Origin of the sequence: Flavobacterium geliluteum, assembly GCF_017948595.1 — a bacterium.
In the GTDB taxonomy this organism is placed as follows: Bacteria; Bacteroidota; Bacteroidia; order Flavobacteriales; family Flavobacteriaceae; genus Flavobacterium; species Flavobacterium flavipigmentatum.
The window spans coordinates 168833-192252 of the sequence record NZ_JAGFBV010000004.1; the positions used below are offsets into that span (position 1 = coordinate 168833).

The window sequence follows — 23420 nt, forward strand, 5'->3', positions numbered from 1 at the left end:
CAAAAGTAAACCCGACAATTTTTTTAAATTTTGTCGGGTTCTATTTTTTGGTTAGATGCTATTCATTTTTTTAAATTAATACGTAAGAGCTGCAAAAATGGGATTGTTTTTTATTTTTTCTCTTCCATTTAAGAAAGTCAGTTCCATCAAAAAGTTGCATTGTACAATCTCTCCCCCAAGTTTCTCGACCAAATCGCAAACTGCTTTCGCGGTCCCGCCAGTTGCCAAAACATCATCGTGAATTAAAATTCGATCTCCTCTTTGAATGGCATCAGTATGTATTTCAAGACTGGCAGAACCATATTCAAGGTCATAGGAAGCAGATAACGTCTTAAAAGGTAGTTTTTTAGGCTTACGAACCGGAATAAACCCTGCATCGAGCTCTTGAGCCAAAAGTATTCCGAAGAAAAAACCTCTGCTCTCCGCTCCTACTACTTTATCAATTTGTTGTCCTTTTAATGAATCTAATAAAATATTGAGGCATTTTTTTCTGGCAAGTGGGTCAATAAGCAAAGGTGTTATATCTTTGAACAAAATTCCTTCTTTAGGAAAACCCTGAATATCACGTATATAATTTTCTAACTGCATTTTTTTTTATTTTTATGTAAATTTTCGCTTGTATATGTCACTTTTATGCCTATCTTTGCACCCGCTAACAGCTTTTACCAAAACTACAAAAAATTAGTTTAGTAAAAAAATAGGCCTCGTGGCGCAACTGAATAGCGCATCTGATTACGGCTCAGAAGGTTACTGGTTTGAATCCAGTCGAGGTCACTACTCGGGACAAAAGAAAAATATCATCTTTTGTTCCGTTTTTTTTTGCCCGTAATCTATTGTTTACCAGATAGATACAATTAACCATTTCATTGACTCGGGCGGTGCGGATTTTCTGTTCTTGAAATGTGAAATTTTCGGGAAAAATTAAACCAATTAATTCTCTTGAATCAGCTAAAGTCCCGCCATCAAAGGCTTCACCTAGCTTTAAAAGGTTTTCCAATCCAGTCGTCGTTAAATGCTCTATACTGGCCTTGTCGTCCTCTACACTTCCAATGCCTTTTTCCAACTTACTGATAATTGCATTGTACTCCATTTTCATAAGATTGTAATCTTCAGCATCGATTTTCTCGGTAACTAATAAATTTCTGGCCACAGATAATTTCTTTTCATAAACTGCAATCTGCTCAAGAGATTTCTTTTTTTCACCGGCTATTACTCCAGTATGCTCTCTATAACCTTCAAGCAGAACCGCGGTATATAGCTTTTTAACTTCCTCCAAAGGTTTAAATTTATTTAAATGTTCTTTAAAAATCTTGTTAGCTATTTCAGAATTCACTCTCCATTTACATACTTTATCACAGTGATAATAGTAGTAATATTTATTCCTTCCTTTACATTTACTTCCTGTTAATTTCTGACCGCACTTGGGGCAGAGAAAAAAACCTCGCAAAGGAAAATTCTCAATAGTTTTAATTTTTGGCCGGTAGGTTCTTGCCTTACTATCAAGAACGTCTTGAACCCGATAAAATAATCCCTCACTTATAATTGGCTCATGCTGTCCATTGACCCATCTCTCCTCTTCATCTCTATACTTAGGAACAACTATCTTTCCGCAATAAAGAGGATTTCTTATGATAAGCCATAAGTTATTCTTAGAGATAGCAAAGCCTTTCTCTTTTGCCATTTGATAAATAGATTCAGTACTGAAAATATTTTTAGCAATCTGTTCAAAGATCCAAATAACCTTTACAGCTTTATCCGGTACAATAGCAATATACTTCTTCCCATCCTCAGTTATTTTATTGGCGTATCCATAAGGAGCCATACCCATATGCCTCCCCTCTTTTTTGCCACGTCTAAGTCCTTGAAATGTATTTAGCGCTCTGCGATCATTCTCAACTTCAGGTGCCGCAAGATAAAATGCGAGCATCATCTTGTTTTCAGGAACACTCAAATCAAGCGGCTGTTCTATAGCCTGCGGCTCTACACCCAGTTTTCTTAAAACATTGATCATTTGGTAAGCATCACCCGCATTCCGGCTGAACCTGTCCCACTTCATAAAAAGTACCAGATTAATTTTATTTTTATATTTCTTCACATCAGCTAGGAATTTTTTCCATTGAGGCCTGTTGAAAGTCTTTGCTGAATGATCTTCATAGATTACGTTACGTATCTGTATTTGGTTTATGCTGCAATATTTCCTAAGCATTTCTTCCTGATTACGCTGGGAGAACCCTTTCTCTGCCTGCTCGTCAGTACTTACTCGAATATACAAATCTGCTATCTTGCTCATTTTGTTTTATTTATATGTTTCAACACAGCGATATTAGCAATTATTCTTAAGAAATACAAGATTTCCTCTGCTTGTTCGATGGTAACATCTAATCCCTCAGACCTAAGCATTTGTAAAGCTTTTTCCATGGTCAATTTTGAATTACTGTAGTCAATATCTTTTTCCATAATCACACTTTTTAAAATTCATAAAACTGTAATTTAAATGTAAAAATGCTTCAAATTTATTTTTCAACATTACTTGTCCTTACAAGGAAGCCTTTTTCCGGCTTGATATTTTAAATCATTTAGAAGAACTCAAGACTTTTTAATATTGTACACTAATATTCTTCTAGAAGATATCGAAAATCCGGCTAGTTTTTAACCTTCAAATTTGTCTCGTTTAAAATCTCGAACAACTCAAGTGGATTTTCGTAGCTATACTTCTAACCAACGACAAATTATAACAAACTCATTAATATTTAACAATATAACCTCAATTACATAATTTATTTGTTAATTTATTATATTTACAAAAAAAAGTAATTATGGAAATTGATTTTTTAGAAAGATCAGTTAATGATTTAATGAATAGGCTTGGCGCAGGAAATGCACATCCTGGTTCTGGAAGTGCCGCAGCATTTCAAGGAATGGTATCTGCAAAAATGATCTCTACTGTGCTTAGCTTAACTGCCAACTCAAAAAGTCCTCATCTTTACGCACACTGCATTAAAGAAATTCTGGATTATCAGGAACATATAGAAAATAAGATTTATCCGGCTCTGGCTGAATTATTCCAAAAGGATTCAGATCAGTTCGAAATCACAATAGCTACCAGAAAAGAACGAGATGAGGCGACTGAAGACGCAGATGTCAATTATCTTAGAAGAAGGGCTTTAGAAGAGCTGAAAGTCTGTATAATTATTCCTTTTGATATTGCAGAATTATCTGCAGAGCTAGCGGAAATCGCATGTTTTGTATTTGATAACTGCGTTAAAAAAGCCCGCGGCGACTCACAAGTTGCTTTAAGCGGTGCATTATCCGCCTTGGCAGGTTGTATTTCAATAATAAGGTTAAATGTACTATCCTTTAATAGCGACGAGTATAATTACACAAAAGCCGTCGTGGACGAGGTTAATAACGTCGAAAAACTATATCAGGAATTAAGTACCGTTGCAGATTTAAAAATAAAAATTCTACACGATGAATTCCAGGCTAAAATACCATTATTCGAAGGAGTCACGGTGCTTCTTGCTAAATACAGAGGAATTAAAAACTGTAATATAGAACAATGCACACGTGATCTGCAGAATTTAATCTGGAACAACCGTAGTTTAATCTGGAAGAAAAATACTCCGCAGAATGCACTGGAAATTTTAAAACCTGAAGCAATCTTAAAGCAGGTCCTGGGTTATGACTGCTTCTTTTCAGAACAATACGGTGTCCCTACAGGGGACGACGGTATAATTGAAGTGGCGGGGGTAATTGATCAGCCCAACAAACTTGTAGCAATTTCGACTGTTTACCCGAAAGAAGTCCAGAATTTTACTGCGGCGCACGAACTCGCTCATGCGATACTTCACCAGCATCCTATATTACACAGGGACAACCCCTTTGACCGTCCAAGACAAAAAGCAGATGGGGATCCAACGGAATACGAAGCAGACAAATTTGCAGCTTATTTTCTGATGCCAAAAAAAATAGTGGAAGAAGCTTTTTTTAGAATATTTGACACTTTATCTTTCAAGATAGATGACAATACTGCTTTTAAATTTGGAGGTAAAACAGCCCGAAATTTATACGACGAATGCAGAAATAAAAGGGAGCTGGCTAAAAAACTGGCCGCTTTAGAACTATACAATGGGAAGTTTTTTATTTCACTATCCAAAACTTTCGGTGTATCGGCAACCGCAATGGCAATTCGAATAGAAGAATTAGGATTAGTGGACTACTAATAAATATAAAATTAAGCTCATTATTCGGATTTGCCACATAGGGACTTAAAACACATATTATTGCTTTTTCACTACCCTGAAGTGAATTCACTTTTTACTTTAGTCAATTCTCTTTTGTAAAACCATTATCTATCATCCAATTTTTCTTAAAAATTAATTTGTCACATTTATTAAAATAAAAATGTCAATTAAAAATTTAAATATTTGATTAGATGTAATTAATTTTTCGTGCAAAAATATTGTTTAAATAAGTAAAAAACTTTCAATATCAATAACATGATCCTCTCCAAACCATTTCTTAATATTGACCAAAGCTTTATCATCAATTTTTGATAACATAAAAACTACTAAATTTTCTTTCGCTCTTGAACATTCAACATAAAAAAGATTACGAGTTCTTAGTGCTCTTTCAGGTTTTTCATCGGAATTACTAAAAAAATTATTAAAATTATACTCCTGCTTCCACTCAGTATCATCAATTACAGTCAAAACATTCCTGTATTCATCCCCCTTTGTTCCATGTTTAGTAGAAAAAACAGTTTCATTTTGAATATGTTTCCAAAAATTTAGAATTTCATTATATGAAAGACTTATGAATGATTCGTAAAAAGATTTATCTTTTACAATTCTTTCTTGGACTTCTGGATCTAGTTCTGTTGGATCTTGATTAATTCTAATAATAAAATCTTCCAGATTTTTAGAAACAATAATTTCTTTTTGCAGAATAATTTCCAATACTTCCTTTACTGTTCGTTTACTTCTGGTTTTATATAAATCATCCAATATGTCAGATACTTCTTTTTTCTTTGAATGCTTGAACTCATGTATAATATTTCCGTTTTTCCTTAAGAATCTAATTGTTTTATTATGATTGTTTTCTGACCAGTATGCCATAAGATGTTCTAAACCAATTGCTCTTTCTTGAGTGTTTTTTTTTATCAATATATCCGCTAAAAATCTTTATAAGAAAATGATTTCTATCTAAAAGTCTTTCTTTGGTTGATTGTCCATATCTTTGAGAATAGATTTTATATAAATTTAGAAACCCAGCCCTTTCGGCTATTCTACTATTTGCTAAAACTAGAATTTTATCTTCACTATCACTCGTAAAATTCCAATCAGATTTAACTAGTTTTTCAAGAAGCTGATTGTAAAATTCATTTTTATTTGCTTTTAATGAATCTTCAAAATCTCTAACTTTTTGCTTTGGAGCTATATTTGGGTGATTTGCCCAGTAAATAAATCTTGTAGATCCAAGAATATCTTTTTTTGGCTCCTGTTGAATATTTGTTCTAAAGTTATTTAGTAGATTAACAATAGCTTTTGATGATCTATAATTTTCTTCTTTTTTGATTAATGTTAGCACATTTTTTTCTTCTTTTACATAATCTTGTAGACTTCCAATTCCAATATCATAAATTTTTTGATGAGAATCTCCATAAAAGCCAAGAAGTAATTTGTCCTTATTGCGTAATAATAAATAATCGATTAAAGCTTGGACTGTTTCTAAATTTACTTCCATACTTTAGTAAAATGGATCATTTTTTTATCCATATCTGACTTATAAGCTTGATAAATATAATTTTCAACTCTAGTTTTCATGCATACTCTGCAAATATATCTTTGACTGGCAGACTTTGTCTTCCATACTTTATCATCTTTCGAATATCATCAACACATCTGTGACACCTAGTCAGGTTTAAGCTCATTTTTTTTGATTTAAAGCATTATAAAATAAAAAAACAGCCCGAAGGCTGTCTTAATTTTTATGCGATATTACTATAAATATCTGATTTTCTGCAAATATTTAGATGCAATAATTAACTACCAACACATCTGATACATTACCTGAAATGATCAGAGACCCTACATATCATGATTCAATCTGATTAATTTTTAATAAACTTAGCATTCATAACGCCTTTATCTGTCTTTAATCGCAAGAAGTAAATACCTTGCATGTATTGGGTAACCTTTATAAAATTTGAATTTAAAGTATTTGAATCTACTTTTCTTCCGGTTATATCAAAGACTTCATAACCTGATATACCGATACCCTCTGGAAGGCTTATTTTTAGATCATCGATTGCTGGATTTGGATATACGTAAATTATACTATCCTGTTTAAATTGGTCTGTACTTAAAGTATTGGACATATTCATACGGGCTATAGTTTTTATATGTGTTTCATTATAGGAACCAAAATTCCCTCCAGCAAGAAGCTTTCCGTCATTTTGAAAAATTAAGGCCCCAACCGACCCATTAAATCCTGTTCCGGCCAGGAAATCCGTATCTAATGTACCATCCGTATTCAATCGCATTATATTACTGCCTCCATTATTAGCTGCAGGAAAAAATCCTCCTACAATAATTTTACCATCCTTCTGGATTACACTGCTGGCAAGAGATACATTTCCATATAATACAGGGATTTTAAACGAGGTGTCTAGGCTTCCGTCCGCATTCATACGAACAACTCCTTTTGAAGGAATTTTATTAAAAGTATTAAACGCACCGGCGAGAACAATTTTACCATCCTTTTGTACAGCACTGGAATAAACAAAGTAATTTGGCCCTTCACCACCAGGGCTAAAGGTTGTATCTAAACTTCCATTGGCATTTAATCTGAGAACTTGTCCATTATTTGCATAATTATATTCTAGCAAAAGTCCCGCTATGATTATTTTACCGTCCGGTTGTATGGAAATGGTCCAGATATTTCCCGCATTTAATTTAGGGAGAAAAGAAGTATCTACTGTACCATTGAAATTTAATCGAGCCAAAAGGTTTCTTGGAGATCCGTTAACTGTACTAAAAACCCCTCCGATAATGATTTTCCCATCGCTTTGCAACGCAAGGGAATTCACCATAGCGTTAGTACCTGAGCCACCCGAATTAAAGGCAGTATCTAAAGTCCCATCAGCATTTAACTGCACAATACCGTTAGCCGTTGCACCATTGTATGTTTTAAAATCTCCTGTAATAATAACTTTATGATTGGAGGTAACTGCTATGTTTTTTACCACAGCATCTGTTCCTGTTCCCACATTAAAAGTTGCATCGAGTGTTCCGTCAGCGTTTAATCTTGCAATCCTTTTAGAGGGTATACCACTATAGGTAGTAAACCCACCTCCGATCAGTATTTTTCCATCCGCTTGTAAGGCAACTGCCCTTATGTCTCCATTTGCGGAAAGACCATTTTCTAAGAATGGATAAAAATCGGTATCGATACTTCCGTTCGTATTAATACTTGCTATTTTGTTTCGTGAGATATAATTGCAAGATGAAAAAGCCCCGCCCAGCATTATTTTACCATTAGACTGAATGACAAGAGTATTAACATCGCCGTCAGTTCCTGAATTGGGACTCGAGCTAAAAGCGGCATCTATTGAACCGTCATCATTTAATCTCGCTATTCGCTCACAATACGTGCTGTTGTATGTAAAAAAAATTCCACCGACCACTACTTTCCCATCATCCTGAATAATTACGGAATTTACAGAAGAGTTAAAACCTGTACCAGTATTAAATGTGTTATCCAGGGTACTATCGGCATTTAATCTTGCTATACAATTAACCAATGTACCATTATAGGAGGTAAAAGTACCACCGATTATTATTTTTCCGTCTGTTTGTAAACAAACTGTTTTTATAGTGTTGTTAGCCCCAATGGTAGGGGCAAACGTAGTGTCCGTTGTTCCGTCTGTATTTAACCTTGCAATTCTGTATCTTGCCAAACTGTTAAATGATGAAAAATCGCCCGATATTACAATTTTGCCATCAGGTTGTATAACACAGGAATTAATGACATTATTTGCTCCGGTTGTCACGTTAAATGTTGAATCGAATGTTCCATCTGCATTTAACCTAACAATTTTATTTTTTGAAATTCCATTAAATGAAAAAAATTGACCTGCAACGATTATTTTCCCGTCTGTCTGTACAGCGACAGTATAAACGATACCACTTGCTCCCGTCCCAGCATTAAATGTCGAATCAACAGTTCCGTCCGTATTTAACCTGACAATTCTGTTTTTTGAAATTCCATTATAGGTTGTAAAATTACCAACAACTATTATTTTTCCATCGGGTTGTACAGTTATGTCGTTAACAGTATTATTAAATCCTGAACCTGAATTGAATGTTATATCAATGGTTCCGTCTGTATTGAGTCGTGCTAATTTATTGGCCACTAAATTATTTAAAATTGTGAAGGTGCCGCCAACGATTATTTTCCCGTCTGATTGCAGGACTGCTGCAGTCACATCCCCGTTGCGGGCTCCTGTCGGCTGGTTGAAGCTGGTGTCTAAAGATCCATCCTGCGCAAATCCCGATATAGTTACACTAAGTATTAATAATAGTAGTATTTTTTTCATAGGCTTATTATTTTTTGGTTTGGAAATTTTAATTAAGATTCAAATATACAATCTTTACTATTAAAAAAAAGAAACTCATCCCTTTATTAAATCAATATAGTAGATCGTTTTCTTATTTTAAAATACCTACAGGTTAAAGAGCTATAAACAATTGGATATCCACAAATTCAGTACAGTTAAAATTTCAAGCCCCACATCCAAGCCTGTTTAAAAAAAAAAAAAAATTACAAAAAAAACAACAATCAGACATCCTGCTTTATTATTTTAATGTTCTCCTTTTTTAATACCCTTTTTTCTATTTACATTCTGTACAATTTATAGTATCACTACTTAAACACTACCAAACTGAAAGGTAGTTTGAGTGGTTCCGGCACCAAAATCCGTTTGAACTGGGAAAAATTAATCTTGACTCTCATCTTCTTTGGTACTGGTGATGTTACTAATAAATCCCAGTCTTCTCAGTTTAGCTTTTATTTGATTATGTAGAACAATCAAGCTTTGTATGGTCATATATACTTACATCGGTTCTGTAGTAGTTGAAGTACTGCTGAATATAAGTTACAATCTGCTCATGAAGCTTTTTATTTTCAATATGGATTATGAAATGATTGTGATGACTGCTTCTATTGTTGAAGGGTTCTGTTGTAAACTAAGAAAAAAACATTAACACGTACGATCGAATTAGGTTCGAGTAATTTTAATAGGATTTGAACCATTTCAACTAATGTCTGGTAAATTAAAGCGGTTAAATTCTTGAACATGACTTTTTAAAATTTTGTAACGAACATGTTTTCCTGTTGCAAATTCTTTTTTATCCACCAAAGCTAGCATCTGATCATTATGTAATTGAAATTCCTGAAGAACAGTAGTTCTCGCTTTGGTTTTACCCTAAAATAAAATTAATAAGCTTTACGCTCTTAACAGATTCTCGCTTCTCTGCAAGCTGGTCAGCAAATTTTCTAATTTTCATTTCAAGTGAGTACAAAAAGAAATTTAACGATTTGGCATCTTATTTATTTCCAATTGCTCTTCCAGTTTTTTTCTCCCATCGGTTTACGGTCCACTTTCGTTTAGTAGAGGTTTCTTTAAGAATGCCATTTACGCTGATTCTTAGATAAATAAATCTTTCACTACTGCCACTTGTAGAACTTTTCAAAAAGAAGATAATTCCGATACTCCTTTCTAAAATAATTCAATAATTTTAAAGTTAATAAAGATCGAATTATAACATCAGTAAATCAAGACATAAACCAGCTTTACATTTTGACCATAAACAAATTAAGCTGCTTTTCGTGGCAGTTTTTTTTCACCGGTTAAATTGCCCCGAATTTGCACTAAAGTTTTGTGCATTTCTGAAAATTTTAGTGGTTTAAAGCAGTAATAAAAAAACTACAAACGTTAATTTTACAGGTTTTATAAGGGTTTAGAACATTTAATGATAAATTTCTAAATTAAAAGTGAACTATGAGGGTTCAGAACTTTTTCTGCTTAAACCGCATTAATAATGCCTTTTTATTTTTAGAAAATAGCTGCGCAATGAATCTGCCACAATTATCATTTCTTTACAATATCTTAAAAAAAGCTCATGCATGAAACTTCTTGTGTTTTAAAAAATGTTATAATTCTTTTGTAACATAAAAAATACAACTTAGTTTTAATTTTTGGCATAAATAATTGAACACTTTCTTGTTGTATATCAAGACTGGAAATTCTGATTTGAAAACTTAAAAGGAAGCCTTAAAAAAACAGTTTTTTCTCCTCTCTAAATGAGTTCCCATATTACATTTGTTAAAAATTAATAAGTATAATAAGAGATGAGAAAGCAGGCTCACACAAACAAAGAACATTTTAAATGCGAATGGTGGTAAGATACAAAGTACACATTGCTTTTATTTTGGAGCTTGTGGTAATGACCAACCAAACCAAGAATAAGTTACCTCTCATTTGGATACAACCTGATCCTATTTAGATACTTTTTTAAGAAACTATAAGTTGAACTTTGCAATAAATAATTAAATATAAAGATTATGACTAATATCAAAGAAGTGAAATTATGAAGTCAAGGGTTAGTAATTCCTAGTTTAGGTCTTGGTTGTATGGGTATGACAACTGGGTTCGGTGGAAATATTTATGGAAAAGCCGATGAAAAAGAAGCACTTGCAACGATACAACGTTCATTAGAGTTAGGCGGTAGTTTTTTGGATACAGCAGATATATATGGCCCTTTTTTAAACGAACAATTAATTGCAAAAGCCATTCAGGGGAATAGAGAAAAATACATTATAGCCACAAAATTAGGCTTTGAAATTGGCGATAACGGACAAGCTACAGGAGCATTCAATGGTAGTAAAAATTATGTAAAAAAAGCCGTGGAGCGTTCGTTAAAAAACCTTGGTACAGATTATATTGACTTGTATTACCTGCATCGATTGGATACCAATACACCCATTGAAGAGACCGTCGAGGCTATGGGCGAATTAGTTAAAGAAGGAAAAGTAAAATATATTGGTCTTTCGGAAGTAGGTTCTGAAACCATCAGAAAAGCACACAAAATTCATCCCCTTACGGCAGTACAGTCCGAATACTCCTTGTTTGAAAGACAAATTGAAGAACTGGGCATTTTGGATACGCTACAAGAATTAGGCATCGGTCTGATTGCTTATTAACCGGTTGGAAGAGGATTTTTAAACGGCACCATTCAAAAGCCAGAAGATTTTGGCGAGAATGATTGGAGAAAATTTCTGCCCAAATATCAAGGCAAACAATTTTACAAAAATGTAGAATTGGTAAATGAAATAAAAAAAGTTGCAGTTGAAAAAAATATCAGTTCTGCACAATTAGCAATTGCTTGGGTTATTGCAAAAGGGTACACGCCAATTCCAGGTACAAAACGTGTGAAATATTTGGAAGAGAATATCGCATCAGCAAGCATTTCGCTAACGCAAGAAGACCTAAACCGATTGGAAAACATTATTCCTTTGGGAACAATTACAGGAGCAAGATATGACGAAGCATCAATGAAAGGTGTAAATTTGTAACATTGAAAACGAGGGATAAATTAAATATTATCTCTTGTTTTTTTAATTTTATCAAATGAAAAATAACAAGACTTATTTTTTTAAATCGGTTTCAGAATTTCATCATTTTCTGAATATCAAAAAATCAGCACATCCTTTGGTAAGTGTTGTAAATCTCAATGATATTGCTGTCAATGTTTGTGAAGAAATGAATACAATTGTCTATAATTTCTACACCATTTATTTAAAAAAGAATTTTGATGGAAAAATAAAATATGGACAACAGTATTACGATTATGACGATGGAATAATGACTTTTTTTGCACCCAAACAAATGTTTTCGATGGAAGCAAACAGCTCTGTAAAAGTTGAAGGTTGGATGCTTGTTTTTCATCCAGATTTCATTCAAAGTTATTCTTTAGCAAAGCGGATTAAAGAATACGGATTTTTTTCTTATGCCAACAACGAAGCATTACATCTTTCAGACAAAGAAGAAAACATTATTGCAGGATTAATGCAAAATCTGCAACAAGAAATCGAAACAATGATAGATAATTATACCCAAGATGTAGTTGTTTCTCATATTGATTTATTGCTCAATTATTGCAACCGCTTTTACAATCGTCAATTCATCACACGAAAAAAAGCATCCAACGATTTATTTTTAAAGTTTGAAGACTTACTAAATTCGTATTATCAAAATGATGATTTAAATGTTTCAGGATTGCCCACCGTTCAATATTTCGCTGAAAAGTTATTTGTATCCCCTCACTATTTAAATGATATGCTAAAAAATTTGACAGGACAGACCACACAACAACATATTCAAAACCAGCTTTTGGAAAAAGCCAAAGAACTTTTATCAACAACAAAATTATCCGTAAGTGAAATCGCATATCGATTGGGTTTTGAATATCCGCAATCATTCAGTAAGGTATTTAAAAACAAAACGAACCAGACTCCATTGGAGTTTAGACATGCCTTCAATTGATAAAACTTAAAGGCAATATTATTGTTTTTCAATAGACTAACATGTATTGAATGCGGATTAGGAAAGATCATTTTCCGTTCAAAATTTGAAGCATCCTGCCAAGCTCAATATCCATTCTCGAGAAAGCAAACCATTTTTTACCCAAATCTTTTAATGATGCACCAATGTGGTAAAGTTCAGTCTTGTCAATAATCAAAAATCGGTCGTGAGCATCGGTGAAAATCTCAATTTCAATTGAAGGATATTGGCTGTTGTATCTTAGCAAATCCAAACGTAATTGATTGCTGATTTTTTTGGTATAAATAGTGGCACTTACGTTATTATTCCGTTTTCCTAACACGGTCAGCACCGTATCATCCACATAATTATCTAGCAGGATAATGGAACTTTTGGCGCTTCGGATAATGTCCGAAACAAAAGTGTAGGAATCGAAAATTTGTCCATTATAGAAGATGCCTTTTTCAGAGTGGAGCTTATCGCTTTCCAATGCCTTAAAAATCTCCTCAAATTTTTGTTCCGCTTCTAACTGTTTAATTTCAATTTTGTCCAGCCGATGAAACAAAGAAGCATTGCTAATAAGGATACGTCGCATTTCTACAAAAGCTTCCATAATTTCAACACTGACTTTAACGGCAATATCCGAGCGGAGTATTGCAGAAGCCATTGCGACCCCTTGTTCGGTAAAAACATGGGGTAAATAACGTCTTCCGCCGTAATTTAAACTTGAGGTTCCAAATTGGAACCTCAAGTTATGGGTTTCCTCTTCTGTCAGTTGAAAACAGAACGATTTGGGAAACCTCTCCATATTTCTTTTTACGGCTTTGTTGAGGTTCTTCGTTTCCACCTGGTATAAGGAAGCGAGGTCGCTATCCAGCATTACTTGCTTGCCACGTATGGTATAGATCAGATTCTTGAGTTCTTCGGAAGAAATAAAAGGTTTATTATCCATCACTTTTTGTAGTTTTTGGTTGTATCAAATTCAAAAAAGGTTTTGTGATCTTCATTGAGCACGATATAGGCATCGAACTGCTTTCCTGCCTTGCTTTTCATTCCCTTGATCAGTGAAGTTTTCTTTTTATTTACAAGGCTTTCAATATCAGCTATACTGATTTGTACGCCACACACGTTGCGGAACTGTACCCAGCTACAAACTTCATCAGGACATTTGACAATCTTATCACGGATAATGAGCCCGTGGCTTTTACATTTCGGGCAAACCAATTTAGGTAGGTTTTCGTTGGCAATGGAGGTTTGCAGCAGTTCATTGATAATAGTTGAAGCGTACTTTTCCATTTTCTTTTGGAATGCTCCGGCATCCGCTTCATTGTTTTCTATCTTCTCCAAAGCCAGTTCCCATTCGGCAGTCATTGCCACATCTGCAATTTTTTGGTCTTTTACCAATTCATAAACCTGAAGTCCTTTTTCAGTCGGGATTAGGGATTTCTTTTCCCGACCAATATAATTGCGGGTGAACAGCGTTTCAATAATTGACGCTCTCGTTGCAGGTGTACCAATACCGATATTTCTCAGGGCTTTTCGTTCTTCTTCATTTTCAATTTCCTTTCCGGCTGTTTCCATCGCCGATAAAAGCCCTGCTTCGGTGTAGAGCACAGGAGGTTTGGCTTGCTTTTCCAAAACTGTGGCACCTTTGATTTTGATTTCATCGCCCTTTTTCATTTCGGGCAAATCCTGTACGGGTTCCATATCATCATCGGAGAAACTGCCCCTTATGGAACGCCAGCCATCTTCCATAATCTTACAGCCTTTTGCGGTAAAATCGTAATGCAATGCCTGTAAAACCACATCGGTCAGCTCTTTGACACAGGCTTGTGAAATCGCTTCGAGCAGGCGAAAGGCAATCATGTCATAGATGGCGTTTTCCTTCGCTTTCAGGGCAGATGGTATTTTATCTGTAACTAACAAGCCGTGATGGTCGGTAACACACAAATCGTTCACGATGCGTTTATTGAACCGTCCCCACTTCATTTTTGACACGGCTTGTTTGCAGGTTTCCCTGTCCTGCAAAGCCCTTACAAGGTTTGGGATTTCTGCCCACATATCTTCAGGAATATATTTGCTTCCGGTACGTGGATAGGTGATAAACTTCTTTTCGTAAAGGCTTTGAGCTATGTTCAGGGTCTCTTCGGCAGAAAGGTTGAGCTTTTTGTTGGCTTCTTTTTGTAGACCCGTAAGGTCAAAAAGCAAAGGGGGTTGCTCTGTAACATTTTTGATTTCTACCAATGTAACGGTTACCGTTTCGCTTCGCTGAATGGCTTTCAGCGTATCATCGGCAAGCTTTTTATCTTCCCATCTGGTTTTGGAAATGCTTTTAAAATCGATAAACTCTCTGCTGTGCGATAACTGTATCTGCCAATAGTGCTTTACCAGGAAATTTTTGTTTTCCAGATAACGTTTGCATATCAAAGCGAGTGTTGGCGTCTGCACCCTTCCGAGTGAGTAGACCCCATCGCCTGCGGCAATAGAAAGTGCCTGTGTGGCATTGATACCCACCAGCCAATCGGCATGGCTTCTCCCTTGTGCTGCCTGATACAATCCGTCAAATACTGCCCCGTTTTTCAGGCTGTCAAACCCCTGCTTGATGGCTTTTTCGGTAAGCGAACTGATCCAAAGCCGTTCAAAGGGCTTGTTGCATTTGAGGTATTCATAAATGTACCTGAAAATGAGTTCGCCCTCACGACCTGCATCGGTTGCTACGATAATGCTATCGCTTTTATCAAATAGATCTTTTATTATTTTCAGTTGCTTTAAGACTCCTGTATCAGCGGTATAGCCTTTGTCTTTTTTAACTTTTCGGACGGTCAGTATAAAAGGATTGGGAAGTATCGGCAATGATGCTTTGTCAAATCCCGAAATCCCATAATCTTCAGGCATTCCCAATCCTATCAAATGACCCAATGCCCACGTGACAAAATAGCCGTTGCCCGTCAGGTAACCGTTCTTTTTTTCGGAAGCACCCAACAGACGGGCTATTTCTCTTGCCACGCTTGGTTTCTCTGCTAGTATTGTTTTCATACTATATTACATTTTTCTGCCTTTGGATTTAGCAGGTGCCTGAGCGTTTTCCTGTTGTTCTTGTTGCTTTTCATCTTTTGGCGTTTGCTGTTGCGATTTTAGAGGCTCTTTGATATTCTTTGTCGCTTCATTGGTTTTTCCCTCCGAATTGACTGCAGTTTGTGTTTTGTGTGCTTCAGCAGGTTTCGCCTGCTCTTCAAGCTTATCAGGATTTTGAAAAGAAAAATCGGTTTTATTGGTTTCTTTGTTGAGCGTAATATATCCTTGATAGTTTTGACCTTTCTTGTCCACCAATCCATCAACATAAATGGTCTGACCCGCTTTGAGTTTATTGTATTGCTCATCATCCAATTCCTTTCCCCTAAAGGTTTTTGACACTTCCTGCGACTGGCTTGGTTGATTATTCTGCCCGTTTCTTTGTATTTGCTGATTGGAATTGCCCCTGTCAAACAGGAATTCTACATAGCGTTTATCCGCATTGAACTGAACCGTTGCTTCAAATTCAGTTCCTTTTTTAGAAATCATCCCATCCAAATGAAGCGGTTTACCCTCGGTTAAAGTCTGCTTTTGCTCATCGTTTAGTTTTATACCTTTTATTTCATCAGGTATTTTTATGAATTCTGTTTTTAGTGCAACCAGCTCATTGGTAAGCCTGTCCACACTAATAATTGAAGGAATGATTTCGCCTGTCTTGTGATTTTTTAGGTCAATCACACGGCCCATATTTCCTGAAGCGAGTAAGTTCTTTTTGTCATCATCGGTAAACTTGTGTCCAAAAAACTCAAAATTTAAGTTGGGCTCTTTGCGAATTCCGTGGATGGCAACCACCACCTGTCCTTCATCATTGGACTGTAAGGATAAGCGGGCATCCATTCTTGTAACAGCAGTTCCAAGATTAAGGCTTACTGGTACGAGCTCATTGGTCTTGTAACCCTTCAATAAAGGCTCCAGAAGGTTCATTTTTTCTAATTTCTCTTTACTCAAGCCGAGATTGTTCATGGTTTCCCAATCGATCTGTTCCGGTTTGTAGCGGTATTCGTTTGTTTCCGCTGTTGTCTGTGTTGTTTCCATATTCTTTTGATTTTCTAGTTTATTATTCTGATTAGGTTCCGGCTTTACTTCGTGCTTCTTCATCAATTTTTCGCCCTCCGGAGTTGGATTGTCTACCTGCTTTTGCATCTCTTTTGCCATATCTACTGCCAGGAGTGCAGGAACTTTGAACAATGAAAAATTGGTAGGGTTCTTTAGCTGGCTGAAAAAATTGGAGAAAAAGTTGGAAAGTAAATCACCGTGCTTGTCCACACGCATAAACTGGTTCTGGTTTTTCTTAGTAGGATCAACGGTTTCCAGTTTTCCGTTTTCATCAATGCTCTTTACGGCTTGGATTTTCTTTTTCTCTTTATCCAGTACTAATAGAATCTCGGATAATTGTTCGGGAGATTTTGGTTTATTTAAAGTTTGTCCGTTCATAGTTTTAAATTTTTAAGTTCAGCCCCGAAAGTAAAAGAAGCTTTCGCTGTCTCGCACAAAACGGCATCAGTTGTCACTATTTGTCCCTCGTTGTCTTTTTTGGATAGTAGCAGAGGTAAAGCTTTCTCTGACGAATTGGTGTACGTCTGACTTCTTATAATAAATTTTCCCGCTTATGGTATAATACGGCAGCTTCCCGGAGGAACGGTAACGCTGTAAGGATCGCGTACTTATCTTTAGCATCTGCAAAATATCCTGATTGTCCAGCAGTTCTTCTCCATCAATATTGGTGTGTTGATTTTTAGCACTGCCTGCCACTTCCATTAGAATGTCGAATCGCTCCATGATCCGTTCCATCCAAGCCATAAATTCCATTCTGTCGATATTCATAATCCAACTTTTAGGTTCAACACCACAAAATTGACACATGAAAAAAGAATTTTCTGCCAAGTTCTGCCCATTGGCAAACAATATTTTTTTACGGAAATACCAATAGACTAGTACATTACTAGGTTCACAATAGAATAAGTATAAGACTTGTATAGAAATTCAATTTTTACCCATTGCCATATAGGGACAAAAAAAGCAATCCTATCTGCACTGCTTTATAGGTAAATAAATACGAAATGAAATTTCACAAATCCTTATCCATATACTGCTCTACTGATGATTTGAGCTGATCTAAAAACCGAGTCCGATTACCTGCTCGGTCTTTCATGCGATGAAAAGCATGATGTATATCACCTAACTGGGTTCTGAAAAGCATTTGAAAAGCCATACTGATCTTACGAATCCCGATTTTACCATGAGAAATGGCACCTGAAATATGTAGTGCATAAATCAGTTCTATTAATGCATTTTGGGATTCTGTCCAGAATATTTTTTCGGCTGATTCGCCATTTCCTGAAGCCATTTCTGGTTTGTCGAAATGATTTATTTTAAAAATTAAATAATTATACAGCAGTTCATTGGCTATAATACGGGAGATTTTATAATCATAATAAGTAGAAAATTGTGTATCAGCCTCAAAAATAAAACTGTTAAGTCCTGTGTTAAGATTTATTTTTCCTAATTTGAAAAAATCATGATCTTTGTCAGTCCTTCCTGATCGGTAATAACGGTAAAAATCAGAATTACAAATATGTTCTTTATATTCACATTTTAAGTGCTGCAACTCAGCGGAAAAATATTTATAATATATTTTCCCTCCATTGACAGGACAGGAAGTCTCTATTCTATAAACTTTATTATAATAAATCAGCTTTCCCATTATCTGAGGTTTAATTATCTTGAAGAATTCAATTTCCTCACTTTCATTGGTAAACTGGTGATCGATGATCTGTCTTTTCATATTTGCTAATAATTCCTGAAGAAAAATAATCATACGGTAGGATTCATCAATTGCCTGAGCCGATTCTAAACTAATTTCTTGTTCTTTTTTCAGGATACTGTAAAGAGCTTCTTTATAATTGGAATGCATCATACTAATAACTTTTAAAGATATACTGTACACAATAATCGGATTATCTATTTTTCATTTATTCAGTAGGATAATGTAATACTTAATTGAGATTGCTTTTATTTGGTCTACATCCCAATTTTATAATATCATTCTAAATTTAGACTGGTTCGGTATGCACTAGGAGATAAAGCGGTATGCTTTTTGAAAAAATTGCTGAACAGGGAAGAACTTCCAAACTGCAGTTCTTCCGCTATAGTGCTAATATTTATATCCTCGTTTTGCAATAATTGTTTTGATTCCATGATAATTGCTTCCACAATAAATTGCTTGGCACTTTTTTGGGTTCCTTCCTTAACAATTTTTGTAAGATGATCGGATGTCATGCATAATACATCAGCATAGTATTTTACACTATGCTGATTTTTATAATTTGCTTCTAAGATTCTGAAAAACTCAATAACCATCTTTTCTTTTACTGTATGTTCGATATAAAACTTTTTATGATATTTGTTATATCTTGTTGCCAATTCATAGAGCATCAGATTAAAACTGAGTAACAGTCTTTCTTTTTTAAAAATCGCCTTGTCAGTACATTGTGCTTTATTATACAACAATTGAAGTAAATACATTAAATACCTAACGTCTTTCTTTTTAAGGGACACTTTAGCGTGATATTTTTCAATGTAGAGCTCAAAGTATCCAATATGTGGCCTTCTTAAACTGTTTTTATAGGCAAACTCTGAAGTGAAAGAAACTACAGAAAGCTGCAACGGATCATTCATTCCTGTAATGCAGCAATATGCTTTTATTGGGACTACTATAAGATCATTTACAGACAAGCAAGTTTCTTTATTATCATTTACCTGTATACAAACCGAACCGGAGTTTACCATTATTATGGAAAAATAACTCTCTTTAAACAATCCATTAGCAGAAGCTTTTGATGCAAAATTTTCAAGCAAATGGATTTTTAAACCTAATTGCGGGCTAATTATTTTTTTATTTAACAAAGCTTATGTTTATTATTTTAGCTGTAGAATCATTAGATATCTTTATGTCTCACTTATTTCACGAGTCAATCATCCATACTTAGAAACCAGTTTGTCCACTATAAGAACCGTAACAAAAAACAAATTGGACATCCCATTTAAAAAAAGCAGGTAAAACAAGCTATACGAGTTATCATTTTTTATCTTGTCTTTTATCAAGTAGTGAGTTATTTGATCATAACAGAAAAGATCTTCTATAAAATAAAGACTGACGAGGTTGAAAAGAATCATAAACACAGTAAAGGTGCAGACAATTTCTTTTTCATAACGATAGAGAAAATTATGCATTATCTCTTCAGATTATTTAATCTAATTCCTGTTACAAGTGATCGTTTTATTGCAACACCTGTATGTTCCATAGCACCGCTAAGCGCTCCCACACCGTGACCTCTGGATGTATTCCAATCTTTGTCTTTATTTTCTTTATCATAATAGACCGAATACCTGATGATAGAACATGTGGTGAGGATAATTCTTTTATCCTCGCTATTAAACACTTCATTGGTCATGACTGCTGTCTCATAGGAAATAATGAATTCATAGATTTCCGCGAAGGAATCATCATGCCATAAAGCAATAACATTCATAAAATCGGAAAGGCTTTTTTTTGCCCCGCTTGTCATGGTAGAATTCGCAATAGTCTGGTCTTTTAGCGTCTGGGGACTGTTTATAATCTCTTGTATCACAATAAAATTAACTGAAATATTGGTTCCTGAGTTTAAAAGCATAAACTCGTTGTTCTGAACCGCAATCTTTTCGATTTGCTGGGATATTTGTGCAATTGTTGTATCCTGATCATTACTTGATAAATAAATATCCAGAATATCATTATGGATTTTACCGGCAAAGTCATAAATATTTGCCAGGTTTTCAGGACTTCCTTCCGGCACTAAGCGTTCCGATAGTGTTAATTTTTGATTGCTGACTTTACTCCCAACACTCTTGAGGGGATCGATAGTCTCTGTGGTGCAGCAAAAGAGTAGTAATGATAAAATCACTAATGGAAATGAAATGTTTTTCATGATTAAAGTGTTAAATGTGACCGACTACTTCTAGTCAGTTCATTTCACCCGGGTAAGCAGAACTTTAATTCAGCACGATGCCAAATATTTTTGCTTTTGAATTCGAGACAAATCTAGGAGGCTTTTTCCAATCCTGCAAAACATTGTATACGGGTTTCCGAGAAAAGCAGTATGGATTTTCGAGAAACCCTAACACTTTTTTTTCTTTATAAAAACACTAATTAACAATAGTTTACGTTATATTTTAAACATTTTTTTTAATATTCCTGAGTCAACTTATAAGCCGATTTCCTTAATCTTAAAATGGTTTTCCAAAGAAAATAATGTCTCACTTTAATTTAAATTATGATTAGAAAGTATCTTTTTTTGCTCTCTATTTGTTTGGGAGATCAAATCTATGGGCAGGAAATACATTTTAAAATTCCTGACACACTTCGAAATAAGAGTTATGAGTATCTTTTTAATCGGATTGAAGAATCCGAAAATGACAGGATTAAACAGTCGCTATATCTGAAATTCTATCTGGCAAAATCTAAATTAGAAAAAAATTGGAAAGAGGAAGTAAACAGCTATAAAAATTATGTTCACCACTCTCCGGAAAAAATGAAACTCATTTATACGGACAGTATGATTTATACAGCCAAAAAGTCCAAGGATAATGCTTTGATTGGATCTGCCTATCTTTCAAAAGGAATTGTCTACTATTCCTTAAAAAGTCATGATTATGCCTTGGATAATTATCTCATTGCCAATAGTTATATTTCCAAAACTGATGACCAGTATTTAACCTACAAAACCAAATATAATATTGCCCTGATAAAATACTATCTTGGCTTTTATGATGAGACGATTTCCTTACTTAAAGAATGTATCGCTTATTTCAAGGAAAACAATAACAATGGAGGATATCTAAACTCACTTCATTCTCTTGGACTGTGTTATAATCGTATTGGCAATTATGGCTTATGCACACAAATAAACCGCATAGGATTGCTTGAAGGCAAGAGACTGGCTGATACCGAAATGCGGGAATACTTCATCATCTCGGAGGGGGTCAATCAATATTTTCTGAGCAATTATACTCTAGCTATAAATAAAATAAATTATGCGCTTCCTTTTTTTCAAAAAAACAAGGATTTCGCAAATGAGACGGTTGGGTATTTTTATATAGGAAAAAGTTATTGGAACCTTAAAAATTATCAAAAGGCAATACCGTATTTCAAAAAAGTAGACGCCATTTTTAATGCTAAAGGTTATATTCGTCATGATCTTCGTAATAATTATGAATTATTGATCAAGTACTATAAATTCAATAAAAATCCTGAGCTACAGCTTCACTATATTCAAAAGCTGCTCAAAGTGGATAGTACCTTAACGATAAAGTATAAATACTTATCGGAAAAAATTCATAAGGAGTATGACACAAAACAATTGCTCTTACAAAAAAACAAAATTGAGAAGTTACTCCATAGAAAAGAACGTGATGATTTTATTCATAAAACCATCATAATCTTTTTAACTTTATCGGTAGCCTTCCTTATTTACAAACACAACAGAAACAGAAAAATCTATAGACAAAGATTTGAAGATCTTATGAAAAAAAATCATACTGAATCTAAAATCGAATCTAAAAGTATCAATTATGGAATTAAAAACATAAATCCAGACACTGTAGCTTCTATACTTAAACAATTAGAGAAGTTTGAAAAGGATAAAATGTTCCTTAGAGATAACTTAACGGAAACAAAACTAGCCATATCATTTGATTCAAATATAAAATATGTTTCAAAAGTAATAGCACATCACAGAGGAAAGAAATTTGTAAAGTATATCAATGATCTAAAAGTGGACTATTTAATTTCTCTATTAAAAGAGGATAAAAAATTTCAGCTTTATAACAACATAGCTCTTGCTAAGGAGGCCGGTTTTAGTACCACAGAACGTTTTGCCAAAGCTTTCTTTTCCCGAACAGGAATGCCTGTTTCTTTTTTTATTAAAGAACTTCGAAAAGAGTAGTTTTAACAATTTTTTCTTTATACCTAAAAAGTAAACTTCTATTTTTACGCCCTAATAAAAAAATATATCATGAAAGATTTAGTAGCAAAAATAAACGCCGAAATCGAAACATTTAAAACAGAATCAGAATCTCTAATCGACAAAGGAGTAAAAGCAGCTGGAGCCAGAGCTCGTAAATCAACGTTAGAATTAGAAAAACTCTTAAAAGAGTTTAGAAAAGTTTCTATTGAGGAATCGAAGAAATAATTTTTTCTTATTTTACTTATTAAAGGCTGTCATCAAAAGACAGCCTTTTTTTAACAAAATTTATATTTAAATTTTGACTTTTCCTGCATATAAAGACCATTATTACAAATAATAATTTTATATCATTCCTTAATTTAGATATAGGAAAATTTAATTAATATTATATTCATTTTACTTCAAAGATCTAAATCTAACAATTCTTTAGGATGTTTACCCAATCCCTTAGCAAGATCTAAAAGAGTGGTAAATGATAAATTTCTTTTTCCATTTTCTATATCACTTATGGTAGCCTTGATAAGTTTATCACTATTTAATGCTACATTATCTTGGCTTAAATCAAGTTCAGTTCTAAGTTTTTTGATATGTAAGCCAAATTTTTTTAATTTTTCTTCCTTATGTTTCTCCATATTTATTAGCTTTTAAACAAAAGGCGTGATAATTCTTTATAAAAATGTTATAAGAACTTATAACAAATAAATATTTTTTGTTATATTTGGATATTATTTGAATTAACA

General features: G+C 34.2%; 18 protein-coding genes, 1 tRNA gene and 1 pseudogene. 6 read left to right on the forward strand and 14 right to left on the reverse strand.

Annotated elements, in window-relative coordinates:
• Positions 1–75: 75 nt before the first annotated feature.
• A complete protein-coding gene (locus J3495_RS03925; protein ID WP_210665269.1) occupies positions 76–588 on the reverse strand; it encodes an adenine phosphoribosyltransferase in 513 nt (170 codons plus the stop codon).
• Between the two features lie 112 nt (positions 589–700).
• On the opposite strand from J3495_RS03925, the gene J3495_RS03930 reads away from it, so the two are divergent.
• A tRNA-Arg gene (locus J3495_RS03930) sits at positions 701–774 on the forward strand.
• Here J3495_RS03930 and J3495_RS03935 read toward each other — a convergent pair.
• Positions 740–2290, reverse strand: coding sequence for a recombinase family protein (locus J3495_RS03935; protein ID WP_210665270.1), 1551 nt, complete (start codon positions 2288–2290; stop codon positions 740–742). The genes J3495_RS03930 and J3495_RS03935 overlap by 35 nt on opposite strands.
• Positions 2287–2457: a hypothetical protein gene (locus J3495_RS03940; protein ID WP_210665271.1), complete on the reverse strand. Its 171-nt coding sequence runs from the start codon at positions 2455–2457 to the stop codon at positions 2287–2289. Before J3495_RS03940 ends, J3495_RS03935 begins: the two co-directional genes overlap by 4 nt.
• 359 nt (positions 2458–2816) lie before the next feature.
• On the opposite strand from J3495_RS03940, the gene J3495_RS03945 reads away from it, so the two are divergent.
• Positions 2817–4223 carry a cyclodeaminase/cyclohydrolase family protein gene (locus tag J3495_RS03945; RefSeq protein WP_210665272.1) on the forward strand — a complete coding sequence of 469 codons (1407 nt, stop codon included), beginning with the start codon at positions 2817–2819 and terminating at the stop codon, positions 4221–4223.
• A gap of 243 nt (positions 4224–4466) precedes the next feature.
• Here the strand turns inward: J3495_RS03945 and J3495_RS03950 are convergent, their stop codons facing one another.
• The 3 genes from J3495_RS03950 to J3495_RS03960 all read right to left on the reverse strand — a co-directional run bounded on the left by J3495_RS03950 (position 4467) and on the right by J3495_RS03960 (position 8599).
• The gene (locus tag J3495_RS03950) at positions 4467–5117 is read right to left on the reverse strand and encodes a hypothetical protein (protein WP_210665273.1); all 651 of its coding nucleotides are present in this window, start codon (positions 5115–5117) and stop codon (positions 4467–4469) included.
• Complete coding sequence (locus J3495_RS03955) at positions 5089–5745, reverse strand: hypothetical protein (protein WP_210665274.1); 657 nt, start codon at positions 5743–5745, stop codon at positions 5089–5091. Before J3495_RS03955 ends, J3495_RS03950 begins: the two co-directional genes overlap by 29 nt.
• A gap of 367 nt (positions 5746–6112) precedes the next feature.
• Complete coding sequence (locus tag J3495_RS03960; RefSeq protein ID WP_210665275.1) at positions 6113–8599, reverse strand: T9SS type A sorting domain-containing protein; 2487 nt, start codon at positions 8597–8599, stop codon at positions 6113–6115.
• A gap of 2072 nt (positions 8600–10671) precedes the next feature.
• On the opposite strand from J3495_RS03960, the pseudogene J3495_RS03965 reads away from it, so the two are divergent.
• Positions 10672–11637 (forward strand): annotated as a pseudogene (locus J3495_RS03965) (aldo/keto reductase).
• A 55-nt stretch (positions 11638–11692) separates the two neighbouring features.
• A complete protein-coding gene (locus tag J3495_RS03970) occupies positions 11693–12607 on the forward strand; it encodes a helix-turn-helix domain-containing protein (RefSeq protein ID WP_210665276.1) in 915 nt (304 codons plus the stop codon).
• Positions 12608–12674: 67 nt separating this feature from the next.
• Here J3495_RS03970 and J3495_RS03975 read toward each other — a convergent pair whose 3' ends face one another.
• The 7 genes from J3495_RS03975 to J3495_RS04005 form a co-directional block, all read right to left on the reverse strand.
• Positions 12675–13556, reverse strand: coding sequence for an ORF6N domain-containing protein (locus J3495_RS03975; protein WP_210665277.1), 882 nt, complete (start codon positions 13554–13556; stop codon positions 12675–12677).
• Positions 13556–15640 carry a type IA DNA topoisomerase gene (locus J3495_RS03980; RefSeq protein WP_210665278.1) on the reverse strand — a complete coding sequence of 695 codons (2085 nt, stop codon included), beginning with the start codon at positions 15638–15640 and terminating at the stop codon, positions 13556–13558. Before J3495_RS03980 ends, J3495_RS03975 begins: the two co-directional genes overlap by 1 nt.
• A 6-nt stretch (positions 15641–15646) precedes the next feature.
• The gene (locus tag J3495_RS03985; protein WP_210665279.1) at positions 15647–17110 is read right to left on the reverse strand and encodes a DUF3945 domain-containing protein; all 1464 of its coding nucleotides are present in this window, start codon (positions 17108–17110) and stop codon (positions 15647–15649) included.
• A 66-nt stretch (positions 17111–17176) separates the two neighbouring features.
• On the reverse strand, positions 17177–17500 hold the full coding sequence (locus J3495_RS03990; protein ID WP_210665280.1) for a helix-turn-helix domain-containing protein: 324 nt from the start codon (positions 17498–17500) through the stop codon (positions 17177–17179).
• Positions 17501–17744: 244 nt separating this feature from the next.
• A complete protein-coding gene (locus J3495_RS03995) occupies positions 17745–18593 on the reverse strand; it encodes an RteC domain-containing protein (protein WP_210665281.1) in 849 nt (282 codons plus the stop codon).
• 125 nt (positions 18594–18718) lie between these two features.
• On the reverse strand, positions 18719–19582 hold the full coding sequence (locus tag J3495_RS04000) for a helix-turn-helix domain-containing protein (RefSeq protein WP_210665282.1): 864 nt from the start codon (positions 19580–19582) through the stop codon (positions 18719–18721).
• Positions 19583–19908: 326 nt separating this feature from the next.
• Positions 19909–20643, reverse strand: coding sequence for a hypothetical protein (locus J3495_RS04005; protein WP_210665283.1), 735 nt, complete (start codon positions 20641–20643; stop codon positions 19909–19911).
• Positions 20644–20988: 345 nt separating this feature from the next.
• On the opposite strand from J3495_RS04005, the gene J3495_RS04010 reads away from it, so the two are divergent.
• Both J3495_RS04010 and J3495_RS04015 read left to right on the forward strand, forming a co-directional pair.
• Entirely contained in the window at positions 20989–22659 is a 1671-nt protein-coding gene (locus tag J3495_RS04010; RefSeq protein WP_210665284.1) for an AraC family transcriptional regulator, read from the forward strand.
• 69 nt (positions 22660–22728) lie between these two features.
• A complete protein-coding gene (locus J3495_RS04015; protein WP_210665285.1) occupies positions 22729–22905 on the forward strand; it encodes a histone H1 in 177 nt (58 codons plus the stop codon).
• A 176-nt stretch (positions 22906–23081) separates the two neighbouring features.
• Here J3495_RS04015 and J3495_RS04020 read toward each other — a convergent pair whose 3' ends face one another.
• Positions 23082–23312, reverse strand: a complete 231-nt coding sequence (locus J3495_RS04020) for a helix-turn-helix transcriptional regulator (protein WP_210665286.1) — start codon at positions 23310–23312, stop codon at positions 23082–23084.
• Between the last annotated feature and the right edge of the window lie 108 nt (positions 23313–23420).

Bases quoted from the DNA above. Each gene is read 5' to 3' on its own strand.
- J3495_RS03955 (WP_210665274.1), bottom strand. From the start codon at position 5,745: ATGGAAGTAAATTTAGAAACAGTCCAAGCTTTAATCGATTATTTATTA.
- J3495_RS04015 (WP_210665285.1), top strand. From the start codon at position 22,729: ATGAAAGATTTAGTAGCAAAAATAAACGCCGAAATCGAAACATTTAAA.
- J3495_RS03995 (WP_210665281.1), bottom strand. From the start codon at position 18,593: ATGATGCATTCCAATTATAAAGAAGCTCTTTACAGTATCCTGAAAAAA.
- J3495_RS03940 (WP_210665271.1), bottom strand. From the start codon at position 2,457: ATGGAAAAAGATATTGACTACAGTAATTCAAAATTGACCATGGAAAAA.
- J3495_RS03925 (WP_210665269.1), bottom strand. From the start codon at position 588: ATGCAGTTAGAAAATTATATACGTGATATTCAGGGTTTTCCTAAAGAA.
- J3495_RS03985 (WP_210665279.1), bottom strand. From the start codon at position 17,110: ATGAACGGACAAACTTTAAATAAACCAAAATCTCCCGAACAATTATCC.
- J3495_RS03990 (WP_210665280.1), bottom strand. From the start codon at position 17,500: ATGAATATCGACAGAATGGAATTTATGGCTTGGATGGAACGGATCATG.
- J3495_RS04020 (WP_210665286.1), bottom strand. From the start codon at position 23,312: ATGGAGAAACATAAGGAAGAAAAATTAAAAAAATTTGGCTTACATATC.
- J3495_RS03960 (WP_210665275.1), bottom strand. From the start codon at position 8,599: ATGAAAAAAATACTACTATTATTAATACTTAGTGTAACTATATCGGGA.
- J3495_RS04010 (WP_210665284.1), top strand. From the start codon at position 20,989: ATGATTAGAAAGTATCTTTTTTTGCTCTCTATTTGTTTGGGAGATCAA.
- J3495_RS03945 (WP_210665272.1), top strand. From the start codon at position 2,817: ATGGAAATTGATTTTTTAGAAAGATCAGTTAATGATTTAATGAATAGG.
- J3495_RS03975 (WP_210665277.1), bottom strand. From the start codon at position 13,556: ATGGATAATAAACCTTTTATTTCTTCCGAAGAACTCAAGAATCTGATC.
- J3495_RS04005 (WP_210665283.1), bottom strand. From the start codon at position 20,643: ATGAAAAACATTTCATTTCCATTAGTGATTTTATCATTACTACTCTTT.
- J3495_RS03935 (WP_210665270.1), bottom strand. From the start codon at position 2,290: ATGAGCAAGATAGCAGATTTGTATATTCGAGTAAGTACTGACGAGCAG.
- J3495_RS03970 (WP_210665276.1), top strand. From the start codon at position 11,693: ATGAAAAATAACAAGACTTATTTTTTTAAATCGGTTTCAGAATTTCAT.
- J3495_RS03980 (WP_210665278.1), bottom strand. From the start codon at position 15,640: ATGAAAACAATACTAGCAGAGAAACCAAGCGTGGCAAGAGAAATAGCC.
- J3495_RS03950 (WP_210665273.1), bottom strand. From the start codon at position 5,117: ATGGCATACTGGTCAGAAAACAATCATAATAAAACAATTAGATTCTTA.